Origin of the sequence: Nonomuraea sp. NPDC001831, assembly GCF_042892035.1 — a bacterium.
In the GTDB taxonomy this organism is placed as follows: Bacteria; Actinomycetota; Actinomycetes; order Streptosporangiales; family Streptosporangiaceae; genus Nonomuraea.
Genome location: NZ_JBIATU010000013.1, coordinates 203,362 through 217,979, shown reverse-complemented (window position 1 = coordinate 217,979; position 14,618 = coordinate 203,362). Strand labels below are relative to the sequence as shown.

The 14,618-nt window shown below is 72.2% G+C and carries 13 protein-coding genes; 8 read left to right on the top strand and 5 right to left on the bottom strand.

All coding sequences use genetic code 11. From position 1 onward, the window contains the following. The first annotated feature begins 18 nt into the window (after positions 1-18). From ACFYYW_RS34865 to ACFYYW_RS34850, 4 genes are read left to right on the top strand one after another with little or no spacing between them, the layout of a single operon-like run. Complete coding sequence (locus tag ACFYYW_RS34865; RefSeq protein WP_387655230.1) at positions 19-1,113, top strand: sugar ABC transporter substrate-binding protein; 1,095 nt, start codon at positions 19-21, stop codon at positions 1,111-1,113. Next, positions 1,114-1,833 carry an ATP-binding cassette domain-containing protein gene (locus ACFYYW_RS34860; protein ID WP_387655228.1) on the top strand — a complete coding sequence of 240 codons (720 nt, stop codon included), beginning with the start codon at positions 1,114-1,116 and terminating at the stop codon, positions 1,831-1,833. Then, positions 1,830-2,993, top strand: a complete 1,164-nt coding sequence (locus ACFYYW_RS34855) for a sugar ABC transporter permease (protein WP_352319000.1) — start codon at positions 1,830-1,832, stop codon at positions 2,991-2,993. Before ACFYYW_RS34860 ends, ACFYYW_RS34855 begins: the two co-directional genes overlap by 4 nt. Next, positions 2,990-3,850 carry an ROK family protein gene (locus ACFYYW_RS34850; RefSeq protein ID WP_387655225.1) on the top strand — a complete coding sequence of 287 codons (861 nt, stop codon included), beginning with the start codon at positions 2,990-2,992 and terminating at the stop codon, positions 3,848-3,850. The genes ACFYYW_RS34855 and ACFYYW_RS34850 overlap by 4 nt, the downstream gene beginning before the upstream one ends. An 8-nt stretch (positions 3,851-3,858) precedes the next feature. Here ACFYYW_RS34850 and ACFYYW_RS34845 read toward each other — a convergent pair whose 3' ends face one another. Next, positions 3,859-3,987, bottom strand: coding sequence for a hypothetical protein (locus ACFYYW_RS34845; RefSeq protein WP_352318996.1), 129 nt, complete (start codon positions 3,985-3,987; stop codon positions 3,859-3,861). 351 nt (positions 3,988-4,338) lie between these two features. Beyond that, positions 4,339-5,928, bottom strand: a complete 1,590-nt coding sequence (serA, locus tag ACFYYW_RS34840; protein ID WP_352318994.1) for a phosphoglycerate dehydrogenase — start codon at positions 5,926-5,928, stop codon at positions 4,339-4,341. A gap of 296 nt (positions 5,929-6,224) precedes the next feature. Between serA and ACFYYW_RS34835 the strand changes: the two genes are divergently transcribed. Next, a complete protein-coding gene (locus ACFYYW_RS34835) occupies positions 6,225-7,049 on the top strand; it encodes a hypothetical protein (protein ID WP_352318993.1) in 825 nt (274 codons plus the stop codon). 82 nt (positions 7,050-7,131) lie between these two features. Further along, the gene (locus ACFYYW_RS34830) at positions 7,132-8,493 is read left to right on the top strand and encodes an MFS transporter (RefSeq protein WP_387655221.1); all 1,362 of its coding nucleotides are present in this window, start codon (positions 7,132-7,134) and stop codon (positions 8,491-8,493) included. On the opposite strand, the gene ACFYYW_RS34825 is transcribed toward ACFYYW_RS34830, so the two are convergent. The 3 genes from ACFYYW_RS34825 to ACFYYW_RS34815 are packed head-to-tail and all read right to left on the bottom strand — an operon-like array spanning position 8,453 to position 12,197. Then, entirely contained in the window at positions 8,453-11,011 is a 2,559-nt protein-coding gene (locus ACFYYW_RS34825) for an FtsX-like permease family protein (RefSeq protein ID WP_387655218.1), read from the bottom strand. The genes ACFYYW_RS34830 and ACFYYW_RS34825 overlap by 41 nt on opposite strands. Further along, a complete protein-coding gene (locus ACFYYW_RS34820; RefSeq protein WP_387655215.1) occupies positions 11,008-11,688 on the bottom strand; it encodes an ABC transporter ATP-binding protein in 681 nt (226 codons plus the stop codon). The genes ACFYYW_RS34825 and ACFYYW_RS34820 overlap by 4 nt, the downstream gene beginning before the upstream one ends. Beyond that, positions 11,685-12,197 (bottom strand): helix-turn-helix transcriptional regulator, encoded by a 513-nt coding sequence (locus tag ACFYYW_RS34815; protein WP_352318985.1) that lies wholly within the window; start codon positions 12,195-12,197, stop codon positions 11,685-11,687. The genes ACFYYW_RS34820 and ACFYYW_RS34815 overlap by 4 nt, the downstream gene beginning before the upstream one ends. An 88-nt stretch (positions 12,198-12,285) precedes the next feature. Here ACFYYW_RS34815 and ACFYYW_RS34810 point away from each other — a divergent pair, with 88 nt between their 5' ends. Both ACFYYW_RS34810 and dacB read left to right on the top strand, forming a co-directional pair. After that, entirely contained in the window at positions 12,286-12,837 is a 552-nt protein-coding gene (locus ACFYYW_RS34810) for a DUF1707 and FHA domain-containing protein (RefSeq protein ID WP_352318983.1), read from the top strand. 116 nt (positions 12,838-12,953) lie between these two features. Continuing rightward, entirely contained in the window at positions 12,954-14,498 is a 1,545-nt protein-coding gene (gene dacB / locus ACFYYW_RS34805) for a D-alanyl-D-alanine carboxypeptidase/D-alanyl-D-alanine-endopeptidase (RefSeq protein ID WP_364412708.1), read from the top strand. Positions 14,499-14,618: the final 120 nt, after the last annotated feature.

The window sequence follows — 14,618 nt, the reverse complement described above, 5'->3', positions numbered from 1 at the left end:
CTGAGAGGACGAAGTGCGATGCACCGAGCTTGGCGACTCATCCCCGCGGCGGCGGTCCTGCTGGCCGCCGCCTGCGGGAACAGCAGCACCACTACCGGCACGACGGCCACTCAGGCCGGCGGGCCGCGGCAGGGCGGGACGATCGCCCTGTTCCTGCCCGAATCCAAGACCACCCGGTACGAAGCCTTCGACCGCCCCCTGTTCGAGGCCAAGGTCAAGGCGTTGTGCCCAGCGTGCAAGGTGATCTACGGCAACGCCGAGCAGGACGCGGCCAAACAACAACAACAGGTCGAGGCCGCGCTCACCCAGGACGCCGACGTGCTCGTCCTGGACGCCGTGGACGCCAACGCGGTCGCGCCGCTGGTCAACCAGGCCAGGCAGAAGAAGGTCCCGGTGGTCGCCTACGACCGGCTGATCTCGGGGATCGACTACGCCTACTACGTCTCGTTCAACAACGTGCGGGTCGGCGAGATGCAGGGCCAGGCGCTGCTCGACGCCATGAACGCCAAGGGCACCACGGCCAAGGGCCAGATCGTGATGATCCACGGCTCGCCCACCGACCCCAGCTCGGCCGACTACAAGAAGGGCGCCAAGAGCGTCCTGGACGGCAGGGTCAAGGTCGGCAGGGAGTTCGACACCCCCGACTGGAGCCCCGACAAGGCGCAGCAGCAGATGGAGCAGGCGATCACCGCCATCGGCCGGGACCAGATCGTCGGCGTGCTGTCGGCCAACGACGGCATGGCGGGCGGCGCCATCGCGGCCATGAAGCGCGCCGGCTACAAGGAGCTGCCGCCCATCACCGGCCAGGACGCCGAACTGGCCGCCGTGCAGCGCATCCTCACCGGCGAGCAGTACATGACCATCTACCTGGACATCAGGAGAGAGGCGGAGAAGGCCGCCGAGCTGGCCGTCGCCCTGACCAAGGGCGAGCAGCCCGCCGCCACCTCCAAGGTGAACAACGGCACGGCCGACATCCCGGCCTTCCTCCTCGCCCCCATCGCGGTCACCGCCGACAAGATCAAGGACACCATCGTGAAGGACGGGTTCTACAAGGCCGACCAGATCTGCACGGCCGAGGTCAAGGCCGCCTGCGCGAAGGCGGGCATCGAGTAGATGATCGCGGCGACCGGGATCTCCAAACGGTACGGAGCGGTGCGGGCGCTCGACGGGGCAGGGCTGGAACTGCGTCCCGGCGAGGTCGTGGCGCTCATGGGCGACAACGGCGCGGGCAAGTCGACGCTGGTCAAGACCATCTCCGGCGCGGTCGTGCCGGACGCGGGCGAGATCACGGTGGACGGCGCGCCGGTGCGCGTCGCCACCCCGCACGACGCGCAGGCGCTCGGCATCTCGACCGTCTACCAGGACCTCGCGCTCTGCGAGAACCTCGACGTCGTGGCCAACCTGTTCCTCGGCGCCGAACGCCGCCGCTGGTCGGTGCTGCGCCACCTGAGCATGGAACGCGCGACCCGCGACCTGCTCGCCCAGCTCGACGTGCGCATCGGCGACATCAGGGTGCCGGTGTCGACGTTGTCGGGCGGCCAGCGGCAGTCGGTGGCCATCGCCAGGGCACTGCTCGGCGAACCCCGCCTGGTCATCCTGGACGAGCCGACCGCCGCGCTCGGCGTCGAGCAGACGGCCCAGGTGCTGGCGCTGATCCGGCGGTTGCGCGAGCGCGGCCTCGCGGTGCTGGTCATCTCGCACAACCTCGCCGACGTGCGCGAGGTGAGTGACCGGGTGGTGGTGCTGCGTCTCGGACGCAACGCCGGTGAGTTCCGTACGGCCGAGGCCTCCCGCGAGGAGATCGTGGCCGCGATCACAGGAGCGGGCGAATGACGGCGATGCCGATCACGGTGACCGGGCGGCTGCGCCAGGGAGAGGCCGGCGCCTGGCCGGTGGTCGGCGGCCTGGTGGCGATCACGATCGTGTTCAGCACGCTCAACGAGCGTTTCCTGTCGCCCGAGAACCTCACCAACCTGGCACTCCAGATGGCCGCCACGGGCACGATCGCGCTCGGCGTCATCATGGTCCTGCTGCTGGGCGAGATCGACCTGTCGGCCGGCTCGGTCAGCGGCCTGTGCGCCACGATCATGACGATCGCGCACGTCAAGCAGGGCTGGAACGCCCTGCTCGCCATCCTGCTGGCGCTGGCGGCCGGCGCGGCGATCGGGCTCCTGCACGGCCTCATGCTGACCAAGCTGCGGATGCCGTCGTTCGTGGTCACGCTGGCCGGGCTGATGGGCTGGCTCGGGCTGCTGCTCTACCTGCTGCGCCAGGGCGGGACGATCAACCTGCCGTTCAACGGGTTCATCTCGGGGCTGAGCGACACCTGGCTGCCGGGATGGCTGTCCTGGGCGCTGGTGGTCGGGCTGGCGGGCGGTCACGCCGGGATCGCCACGCTGGCCAGGCGGGCGCGGCTGGCCGCCGGGCTGCCCGTGGCGCCGGCCTGGCAGGTTCCCGTGACGGCGGGCGGGCTGGCGGTGGTGCTCGGCGCGGCGGTGGCGGTCATGTCGGCCGACCGCGGCGTGCCGCTGCTGCTGGTGCTCTTCGGCGCGCTGGTGGTGCTGCTCGATCTGGTCCTGCGGCACACCGCGTTCGGCCGCCACCTGTACGCCGTCGGCGGCAACGCCGAGGCCGCCAGGCGCGCGGGCATCAACGTGACCAGGATCAGGATCCTGGCGTTCGTGCTGGCCTCGACGCTGGCGGCGGCGGGCGGCGTGCTGGCGGCCAGCCGGCTGTCGGCGGTCAACCAGGGGTCGGGCGGCAGCGACATCCTGCTCATGGCCATCGCCACGGCCGTCATCGGCGGCACGTCCCTGTTCGGCGGGCGCGGGCGGGCCTACGCCGCGCTGCTCGGGGTGCTGGTCATCCAGTCGATCACCAACGGCATGTACCTGCTGAGCGTGGACTCCTCCGTCCGGTTCATGGTGACGGCCGGCGTGCTGGCCCTGGCGGTGGCGATCGACTCGCTGGCCCGCAGGGGCGCCGCGCGGTGAGCCGGGTCCTGGGCATCGACGTCGGCGGGACCAAGGTCGCGATCGGGGTCTCGGGCTCCGACGGGCCCGTGGTGGCCGGCCGCACCCGGCTGGAGACCGGGCCGGACACGCTCGTCCGGGCCCTGGCCGCCGCCCGCGCCCTGGACGGCCGGCCGGCCGCGGTCGGCTTCTCCACCTGCGGGGTGATCAGGGACGGCGTGGTGCGCCTGGCGCCGAACGTCCCCGGCTGGGAGGGGCTGGAGCTGCCCAGGCTGCTGCGCGAGGAGTTCGGCGCGACGCCGGTGGCCATCGACAACGACGTGAACGCGGCGGCGGCGGCCGAGCTGCGGTGGGGCGCGCTGCGCGGCGTCTCCACGGGCGTCTACCTCAACCTCGGCACCGGCCTGGCGGCGGCCCTGGTGGTCGGCGGCCGGGTGGTGCCCGGCGCGCACGGCGCGGCGGGCGAGATCGGCTACCTCCAGGTCACGCCTGGGCAGGCGGCCTTCGCCGACGGGCGGGTGCCGCTGGAGGAACTGGTCTCCGGCGCGGGGCTGGCGGCCAGGGGCGGCGCGCTGCTCGGCCGCGCGACCACGGCGCAGGAGGTGCTCGCCGCGCGTTCCGGACCGCTGGCGGAGCTGGTGGCGCGGGCGCTGTCGGTGCTGACCATGACCGTGGCGAACCTGTGCGTCACCCTCGACCCCGAGGTGCTGGTCGTGGGCGGCGGCATGATGGGCGCGGCAGGGCTGATCGTGCCCAGGCTGGCCGAAGAGGTGCGGCGCGCCGTGCCGTTCCCGCCGGAGATCCGGCCCGGCCGGTTCACGGACGACGCGCCGCTGCTCGGCGCGCTCGCCCTGGCCCACGCCGCGGCGCGGGCCTGAGGGCGGCGCTACCGGGCGGAGTTCTGGGGGGCGCCGCCGTTGTCCCTGCGGTCGAGGGCGGTCTGCAGGGCCTCGGCGGCCTCGTTCTCGTTCTCTTCGGTACGGTTCCAGGCGTACATCTCGTACATGTCGCTCATCTCGTTTCGCTGGCGCGTTCCAGAAAAGGGGGCGTCGGACCCCGGTCGCGAATCCGACCGGGCCTGCTCTCGCGGGTCCGGATCACGGACCGGGCGAAGGGAAGGGACTGACCGGCCGACGGCATCACCACTCACCGCGGCGGGTCGTCGGCCTGCCCTAACAGGCCCCGCCGCGGCAGGTAATGAGTACGAGAACCTGGCGCATTTCCACCCACGGTACCCGGCGACTGTTTCGCTGTCTCGTTGGATGTCCTACTATCTCGCATTCTGAGACAAGAAAAGGCCGCCACCCGGAACGGTCCAGGTGACGGCCTTCCCCGCGATCGGGGGCTCAGTCCTCAGGTCGCGAGGTCAGTCCTCCAGGTCGACCGAACGGCCGCTCTCGGCGCCGATCTCGGCCGCGATCTGGTCGATCACGGCGGCCGGGATGGCCGAGTCGACGGTCAGCGCGATGAGCGCCTTGCCGCCCTTGACGTCGCGGGCCACCTGCATCGAGGCGATGTTCACGCCGGCCTCGCCGAGCAGCCGGCCGACCACGCCGACGACGCCGGGACGGTCGGTGTAGGCGAAGAACGACAGGTGGGCCGTCGGCTCGATCTCCATCTCGTAGCCGTTGACCTCGACGATCTTCGTGATCTGCCGGGGGCCGGACAGCGTGCCGGAGACCGAGATCTGGCGGCCGTCGGCGAGCACGCCGCGCACGGTCACCACGTTGCGCCAGTCGGGGCTCTCGGAGCTGGTCACCAGCTCCACGCTGATGCCCCGCTCCTTGGCCAGCAGCGGCGCGTTGACGTACGTGACCTGCTCCTCGATCACGTCGGCGAACACGCCCTTGAGCGCGGCCAGCTCGATGACCCGCACGTCCTGGGAGGCGATCTCGCCGCGGACCTCGACGTCGAGCTTGGTGGCGACCTCGCCGGCCAGGGCGGTGAACACCCGGCCCAGCTTCTCGGCCAGCGGCAGGCCCGGCTTGACGTCCTCGGCCACCGCACCGCCCTGGACGTTGACCGCGTCGGGCACGAACTCGCCCGCCAGCGCCAGCTTCACGCTCCGCGCGACCTGCGTGCCGGCCTTCTCCTGGGCCTCGTGCGTGGAGGCGCCGAGGTGCGGCGTGGCGACGACCTGGTCCAGCTCGAACAGGGGGCTGTCGGTGCACGGCTCCTTGGCGAACACGTCGAGGCCGGCGCCCGCGACGCGGCCCTCCTTGATCGCCGAGTAGAGCGCGGCTTCGTCCACGATGCCGCCGCGGGCCACGTTGATGATCCGCACGGACGGCTTGACCTCGTGCAGCTCCTTGTCGCCGATGAGCCCGAGGGTCTCCTTCGACTTCGGCAGGTGCACGGTGATGAAGTCGGCCTGCTTGAGCACCTCTTCGAGGCTGAGCAGCTTGACGCCCATCTGCGCGGCGCGGGCCGGCGGCAGGTAGGGGTCGTAGGCGATCAGCTCGACGCCGAACGGCTGGAGCCGCTGGGCCACGAGCTGGCCGATCTTGCCGAGGCCGAGGATGCCGACGACCTTCTCGTCCAGCTCGACGCCGGTGTACTTGGAGCGCTTCCACTCCCCGTTCTTCAGCGCGGCGTGGGCCTGGGCGGTGTTGCGGGCGCTGGCCAGGATGAGCGCGATGGTCTGCTCGGCGGCGCTGGTGATGTTGGAGGTCGGCGCGTTGACGACCATGACACCGGCCTTGGTGGCGGCCTCGACGTCGACGTTGTCGAGGCCGACGCCGGCGCGGGCGACCACGCGCAGCTTCGGCGCGGCGGCGATGGCCTCGGCGTCGACCTGCGTGGCGGAGCGCACGATCAGGGCGTCCACGTCGGCGAGGGCGGGCAGAAGCTGGGAACGGTCCGCTCCGTCGGTGTGGCGGACCTCGAAATCGGCGCCGAGCACGGCGAGGCCGGCCTCGGACAGCTCCTCTGCGACCAGAACGACGGGCTTGTTCACAGGCGTGGATCCTTAGGGGCATGCGGCGGGCTGGAGGGACACGTCGCTGGGCCCCTCGGATCCCTCAGAGTCTATCCGCGCTTGTGAACGCGTTCACGAGGGACCCACGATTTGAGACGGCCCGCTCGGCGTCCCGACGCCCTGGACGCGGCTCCGGTACCCGGGCGGCAGCAAAGTCATCCACTCTGCACACATCTTTGTCTTGATCGGGGGATTTATTGGCCATTAGCCTGATAAGCCGTGGCCGACTACCTATGGTTCGTCATATGAGCATCGGGAATCCTGCGCTTGCCGACGTGCTCGCACAGCATGGCACGCCCCATCGCCTGCTGGCGGCCCTCGCCGACGGTGGAGTCCTGGTGGCAGTGCGACCAGATCGATCGGTCGTCCTCGGGACGACCCAGGCGGGTGACCGGGTTCTGCTCGGGTACACCAGCCCTGCTACCTACGCCAGGCACCGCGGCAGTCATTCCCTGTCGGTGTGCGACGCCGACACCATCCTGGACATCCAGCGCGTCACCGGCGTGCCGGAGATCGTGATCGACGCCGCGGGCCCCGCAGCCGCGGCCGTGCCCATCGACGATCTCCAGCGCTTCCTCACCGGCACGCGTTCGGGGCCCACACCCGTGCTGTCGGGGGCGGCGCCCGCCGCCTACGCGACCGGCGCCATGGCCACCGTCTCGCGCGTGCCGGCGCTGGCGCAGGTGGCCCCGCCCACCCCGCAGGCGCCCGCGCTGCCGTGGGTCCCCGCGCCCCGGCCCCACCTGTCGGGGCCGATGCAGCAGGTGGACCCGGGCTACCGCCGGTGCACGCACCCGATCCTGCCGGCGCTGCGGCAGGCCATCGCGCAACTGCTGGGCGACTTCCCGCTCGTGCACCACGTGTGGATCTCCGAGGCCGGCACCGCGTCCGGGGCGACCGGGATCATGCTGCACGTCAAGGTGCACATGTCGGCCGCCGAGGACGTCGTCCGCGACCTGCACCGCCTGGTACGCGCCCGTCTGCCGCAGTTCGCGGCCAGCGGCGCGCCGATCCTCATGGCCCGGGTCGCCGACGCGCGCAGCGAGCGCCGGATGATCGAGATCGGCGCCCACGTGGTGTGCGCCAACGTCCGGGAGTAGCCGCCGTTCTGGAGCTGCCGCCGGTGGGGCCCGGGAAACTGGGCCCTACCGAACAAGCTCTCGCTCGGCTTGAATGGGCCTCATGATCACAACGCCGGTGAGCGCGCCCACGGTCTCCAGGGGCGTGCGCCTCGGCTACGGCGTGGGCTCCTTCTGCACGGCCACGGTCAGCGCCGTGCCCGGCCTGCTCCTGCTGTACTACATGACCAACTTCCTGGCCGTGCCCCCGTGGCTGGCCGGCGTGGTGGTCACCGCGCCCAAGGTCTGGGATCTGATCATCAACCCGCTGGTCGGCCGCTGGTCGGACCGGACCGTCTCGCGGATGGGACCGCGCCGCCCCTGGCTGCTGGCCGGGTCGCTGACGCTGCCCGTCGCGTTCTTCCTCGTCTTCGCCGGGCCGCCGCTGACCGGGATACCGGCCGCCCTGTACGTCGGGCTGTGCTTCATGGCGACGGCGACCGCGTACGCGCTGTACGAGGTGCCGTACAAGGCCATGCCCGGCGAGATGACCGACGACTACCACGAGCGCACCTCGCTGCTGCAGTGGCGGATGGTCTTCATCGGCGCGGCCACCGCGATCAGCGGCGTGCTGGCCCCGATGATCGCCACCGGCCAGGGCGAGGAGGGCACGCTGGGCAGCTACCGGCTGATGGGCCTGACGATCGCCCTCATCCTGCTGGCCTCGATGCTCGGCTCGTTCTTCGGCACCGCCCGCGCCCCCATGACCGGCGCGCCGGAGGCCGACCACGGCGGGTGGCGCGAGCAGCTGGCGGCGATCAGGGGCAACCGGGCGTTCCTGTGGCTGACCGTCATGGCCTGCCTGCAGATGCTCGCCGTCAGCATGATGCTGGCCGCGGCGCCGTACTTCGCGTCGTACACGCTGGGGTCGCCGAAGAGCACGCAGACGCTCTTCGCGGCGCTGGTCGGACCGATGCTGCTGACCATGCCGCTGTGGGTCTGGCTGGCCCGGCGCTTCGACAAGCGCGGCGCGATGATCCTGGCCGCGCTGCTGTTCGGCGGCGGCACGGCGGCGGCCATGGCGACCCCGCTGTTCGGCCCCCTGTACGCCCACCTGACCATCCTGCTCGTCGGCATCGGCATCGCCGGGGTCGAGCTCATGCTGTTCTCGATGCTGGCCGACGTGGTCGCCGCGGACGCCGCCGAGTCGGGCAAGCGGCGGGCCGGCGTGCTGACCGGACTGTGGACGGCCATCGAGAGCGGCGTCAGCTCGTTCGGGGCGCTGATCTTCGGGGTCATCCTGTCGATCGGCGGGTTCGTCGAGTCCGACGCGAGCACGCCCGTCCGGCAGCCGGACAGCGCCGTGACCGCGGTCCTCATCGGGCAGACCGCGGTCCCGGCGCTGATCATCTTCCTGTCCGTGCTGGTGACGCTGCGGTACCGGCTCAGGCCACCCGGCGGGCCAGCACCAGGCGTGTCCGGGTGAACAGCCCGGCCACCAGGGCCGCCACCAGCGGCAGGCCCAGCACGACCGCGGTCAGGAACGACCAGGGGACGTCGATCGCGCCCGGCCCCGCCAGCAGCGCGTTCATGCCGCCTGAGCCCATCCTGGTCATCGGCCAGGTCAGCGCGACACCGGCGACCGCGCCGGCGACGAGGCCGACCGCCGCGCCCAGGCCCGCGATGTAGGCGGCCTGGGCGGCCACCACCAGCCGGCGAACCCGCGGCGCGGCGCCGACCGCCGACAGGTTGTTCAGGTCAGGACGCATGTCCGCCGCCGCCAGCCCGGTGGCCGCGAACGTGCCCCCGAGCACCAGGACCAGCGCCGCGCCGAGCAGCGCCAGGAGGGCGAAAGCGCGGTCCGCCGCCTTCCCCCGCTCGACGTTCAGGTACAGGTTGCCGTTCACCTCACCCCGCAGGTCGGCCTCCATGCGCCGTTCGTCCTGCGGCGGGGCCGCGGTGTAGAGCACCCGCTCGACCGTGCCGAGGCCGGCCTTGGCCAGCGCCTGCGGCGGGATCATGGCGCCTGCCTGCCGGGGGTCGGCGCCGCTCGACACCACGGCCGGGATCCGGATCCGCCTCCGCTCCTTGATGGTGTCGGAGCTCCAGTCGCTCACGGTCAGCTCGATCGTGCCGTCGCGCACCACGTCCGTGCTGAACGCCACGGCCTTGCCCGCCGCCAGCGCGGCGGCCGCCTGCGGGTCCCGGCGCTTCTGGAGGAAGGCGAGCAGGTCCGCCCCGCCGATCGGCGGCTGGTCGTAGAACCGCTGCGCGCATGCCGGCTCGCACGTCCGCGGCACGGTCAACCAGAGGTCCCTGCCCTTGGCGTCCGTCGCCTCGTGCCCGGTGACGATGTCGGTGCCGGGGAAGCGGGCGCGGACGACGTCCTTCAGCCGGGCCCACGTCTGGCCGTCCATCTCCGTGGCGCCGCCGATCACCGTGGTGCCCAGCGGGAACACCGTGACGCTCTGCTCCTCCTGCTCGGCGTACGCGCTGCTGCTGCCGATGCCGAGCGCGACCGCCCCCATGGTCGCCGCCATGACGGCGGCGGTGGCCGAGGCCGTACGGACGCGGTGGCGCGCGGCGTCGCGCACGGACAGGCGCAGCGGGAGCGGCAGCCGGGCGGCGATCCGCGAGGTGGTCTGGACCAGCCACGGCATCAACGCCACCATGCCGAACACGAACGGCACGAAGGCCGCGATCATCGTCACCGTGCCCTTGGTCATGGCGTAGGCGATCGCGCCCAGCCCGGCCGTCACCAGCACGATCCCGAGCAGGGGGCGCCGGGCGCGCGCCCGCGCCTCGGCGGCCCGGCCGGCCAGGACCTGCGCGGTGTTCTGCCGGCTCGCCTGCACCGCGGGCACGATCGCCGCGACCAGCCCGCTGACCAGGCCGAGCAGGGCCACGCCGAGCACCGGCAGCCACGGCACGTCGGCTGGCCCGTGCGTCCAGTCCAGCTCCCTGGCCACGACCGACTCGACGAGCAGGCCGGGGCCGATGCCGAGGACGACGCCGAGCACGGCCGCCGCGCCGCCGAGCACCAGGCCGTCGGCCAGCACGATCATGCGCAGGTGCCGGGGCGACCCGCCCTGGGCGGAGATCACCGCCAGCTCCCTGCGCCGCCGCCGCAGTCCCACGGCGAACGCCGGCCCGGCCAGCAGCACGGTCTCCATGACGACGAGCACGATGACCACGCCGAGCTGGACCAGGTCGCGGGTTTCGTCCGGGTTCCCGCTGGAGTCGTCGTCCCCGTGGGCGTCGAGCACCGCGCGGGAGGTGACGCCGAGGCCCGCGTGATTGAGCTGCGCCACCTTCGACCGCATGACCGGGCCGGCGGTGTCGATCAGCCAGCCGCTGCTGTTGCCGTCGTTCTGGTGGTTGAGCAGCCCCTCCGGCAGGGCGTGCAGCTCCAGGATGCCGGGCCGGTTGGGGTTCTCGGCGACGCCGACCACCTTCACGGTCCGGTCCGGCCGGCGCACGGTGAGCGTGTCGCCCAGCCGGACGCCCAGGTCGGCCATCTTCGGCGAGATCGTCACCTCGCCGGGCGCGGCGGCGTACCGGCCCTGCCGCAGGGTGCGCATCCCGGCCGTCATGGGGTCGCGCAGATCGACCTCCACGACGTCCACCTGGTTGAAGCCGTCGGGCAGCCGGACGTTGGCCAGGCTCGTCTGGTAGCGCAGCAGGCGGCCGGGGAGCAGCGTGTTGATCTCCGCGGGCGTCCACGGCCGCGGCTTGTCGCCGTTCTGCGGCTGGTACGCGGAGTCACCGCTGTCGACCTGCCGGACCGGGGTGCGGTACGGGAAGGTGAGCAGGCGGGCGTCGGCCGCCCCCAAGCGCGAGACCGCCCGCTCCTTCGGGGTGACGCTGGTCGTGGCGGCGCCGGTGAGCACCGCCGTGATCACCAGGACGGGCAGGCCGATCATCACCATGATCAGGGCGCTGCGGCCCTTGGAGCGCCACGCGTCCCTGCGGGAGATGCGCAGGGCGGCCAGGAAGGCGCTCATCGCGAGCTCTCCATCCGCACCGCCGACGCCTCGGCGATCAGGCCGTCCCGCAGGTAGACCACCCGGTCCGCCCAGGCCGCGTAGCGCGGCTCGTGGGTGACCAGCAGCACCGCCGCGCCCTCGTCGCAGCGGTTGCGCAGCAGGTGCAGGATCTCGTCGCCGGTGGCCGTGTCGAGCGCGCCGGTCGGCTCGTCGGCCAGCAGCAGCCGCCGCTCGCCGACCAGCGCCCTGGCGATGGCCACGCGCTGACGCTGGCCGCCGGACAGCTCCTCGGGGAACCGGCCGGCGATCTGGTCGACGCCCACGTCGGCCAGGACGGCCAGCGCCTCCCGGCGGGCCTGGCCGGCGCGGACGCCGTCCAGTTCCCTGGGCAGCATCACGTTCTCGGCGGCCGTCAGGGACGGGATCAGGTTGAGGTCCTGGAAGACGTACCCGACGCTGCCGCGTCGCAGCGCGGCCAGGTCACGGACCCCGGCCAGGTCGCGGCCCTCGATCCGGACCGTGCCCGACGTGGGCCGGTCGAGGCCGCCGGCCAGGTTGAGCAGCGTCGACTTCCCCGAGCCCGACGGGCCCATGACCGCGACGAGCTCCCCTTGTGCCACCTCCAGGCTCACGCCGCGCAGGGCGTGCACCTGGCCGTGCTCGCGGGTCACGTCCCGCAGCTCCATCACAGTCATTGGTTCTTCTCCTTGACAACGGCCTCGCAGTGGTCGAGCCAGCGCTGCTCGGCCTCGGCCTTGAAGATCATCGATTCCAGGACGAGCCGCTGGGCGAGGCCGTCACCGGCGGCCCGCTTGGCCCTGGTCAGGTCCTGGAGGGTGCGCATGGTCGCCATCCGCTGGGCCAGGATGACCGCGCCCACGTCCACGTCGGTGGCGGCGACGGCCATCGCGATCTTGATGGCGAGTTCGTCCCGAGGCCGGTCGGAGTGGTCGACGGGGGTGCTGAACCATCGCTCCAGTTCCTCCCGACCGGCCTCGGTGATCGTGTAGACGGCCCTGCCCTGCTCGTCGGCTCCGCCGGGCGCCACCAGGCCGTCACGCTCCAGGCGGGCGAGCGTCGTGTAGACCTGGCCGATGTTGAGCGGCCAGGTCGCCCCCGTCGACGCCTCGAATTCCACCCGGAGCTGATAGCCGTAACGCGGCGCGCTGCTCAGCAGGGCGAGCAGTCCGTGTCTGATCGACATGGATACTGAGTATGCATACTGAGTATGGCCATCGCAACTGATCCGCGTATTCTGGACATGGAACGCCGTTCAGGCCGATACTCGGGACATGAGCTCCACCCAACCGCCGTTCCGCGCCTCCGACGGGGAACGCGACCGCGCGATCGACGAGCTCAAGCACCGGGCCGTGGAGGGCCGGATCTCCCACGACACCTTCGTCGGCCGGGTCGACCAGGCGCTGCGGGCGCGCAACCAGCACGAGCTCGACGAGCTGGTCGCCGACCTGCCGCGTCGGCCCACGATCAGGCAGCGCCTGACGGACGCGGTCTCGTCGGTGTCGGAGCTCACCACCCGGCTGCAGGCGGCCTGGCGGCGGCCGCGGCTGCCCCGGCTGGCGCTCCCGGACGACGACCGGCTGCGTTACGTCGTGGGCCGGGGGTCGGCCTGCGACCTCGTCCTGTCGGACCTGACGGTGTCGCGCGTGCACGCCGAGCTGCGGCGGGAGGGCGACGGCGGCTGGATGCTGGTCGATCTCGGCTCGCTCAACGGCACCCGGCTCAACGGGTGGCGGCTGGTGGGGCCCGTCCGGGTCAAGTCGGGCGACGAGATCTCCTTCGGCGACTGCGGCTTCCTCCTCGCCTCGGGCCATCCCTCCTCCTGACCCTGCTCCCCCGCCTCCCGCGCTGAGCCGGCTCCAGAAATACGGATATTTGCGGATTACACGGCGACTGCGCTGATTCATGCTCACATGCGATCCCCCAGTCCCTTGGAGACCACATGCGGCGCACCTCAGCCTCCCTCCTCGCGGGCACGCTCGTCGCGGCACTCGCGTGGGCGTCCGGCCCCTCCACACCGGCGGTCGCCCTCGACCCCTCACCCGGCGTGGCCGACCTGACCCAGGACATCAACCAGATCCTCGGCGACTCCCGGCTCACGATCGCCAGGGCGGGCGTCGTCGTGAAGAGCGCCGCGAACGGCGAGCAGCTCTACGCCACCGACGCCGGCAAGCTGCTGACCCCGGCGTCCAACACCAAGCTGTTCACCTCGGCCGCGGCGGTGGAGACGCTCGGCCTGGACTACCGCTTCCCGACCACCGTGCTGAACGCGGGCCGCAAGGTCGGCTCGGTGCTCACCGGCGACCTCGTGCTGCGCGGCACCGGCGACCCGACCATGCTCGCCGAGGACTACGACGCGCTGGCGGCCAAGGTCGCGGCGGCCGGCGTCAAGGTCGTCACCGGCAAGCTGATCGCCGACGACACGTGGTTCGACGGCCAGCGGCTCGGCACCGACTGGGCCTGGGACGACGAGACCGCCTACTACGCGGCGCCGATCTCCGCGCTGACCGCCTCCCCCGACCGCGACTACGACGCCGGCTCGGTGATCGTCTCGGTCGCGGCCGACGGCGGCCAGGTCAAGGTCTCGACGACCCCGGAAACCGACTACCTGAAGATCGTCAACAAGGCCACCGTGGGCGCCGAGACCGACGTCCTCATCGAGCGGCAGCACGGCACGCGGACGGTCGTGATCACCGGCACGGTCGCCGACCCGTACCAGGAGTGGGTCGCGGTGGACGACCCCACGGCGTACGTGTCAGCGCTGTTCCGCAAGGCGCTGGCCGCGCACGGCGTACGGGTGCTCGGCCCGACGGCGGCGGGCGCGGCCCCCGCCGGGGCGGCCGAGCTGGCCAGGCACGACTCGATGCCGCTGAGCGAGCTGCTGGTGCCGTTCCTGAAGCTGAGCAACAACATGCACGCCGAGATCCTCACCAAGGCCATGGGCCGCAAGGCCGCGAACCAGGGCACCTGGTCGGCCGGGCTGAAGGTCGCCACGGACTTCGCCAAGGCCAACGGCGTCAAGGTGATCAACATGCGGGACGGCTCGGGCCTGTCGCGCCGCGACGGCTTCTCGCCGGACTCGATCGTCCAGCTCCTGACCGCCGTACGGGCCAAGCCGTGGTTCAGCACCTGGTACGAGGCCCTGCCCATCGCCGGCAACGCCGACCGTCTCACCGGCGGCACGCTGCGCAGCCGGATGCGGAACACCCCGGCGGCCGGCAACGTGCACGCCAAGACGGGCTCGCTGACCGGCGTGACCTCGTTGTCCGGCTACGTGACCAGCGCCGAGGGCGAGCCGCTGGTCTTCTCGATCATGCTGAACCAGTACCTGTCCGGCTCGCCGAAGGACATCGAGGACAAGATCGCCGTACGGCTCGCCCAGTTCTCGCGGGCGACGGCGACCGACGTCACCGCCCAGCTCAAGGCCGCCGACCAGGGCACGGCGGGCGACCTGGAGTGCTCGTGGCTGAAGCCGGCCCAGTGCTGACGAACCGGTGCTGACGAACCGGTGGACCACCCCGGCGGCCGCCGGACACGGGACGGACTGACCCTTCGACGGGCGGCGGCCTCCGGACGTCCGGCGGGCCGCCGCGGTTGACCCGGCTCG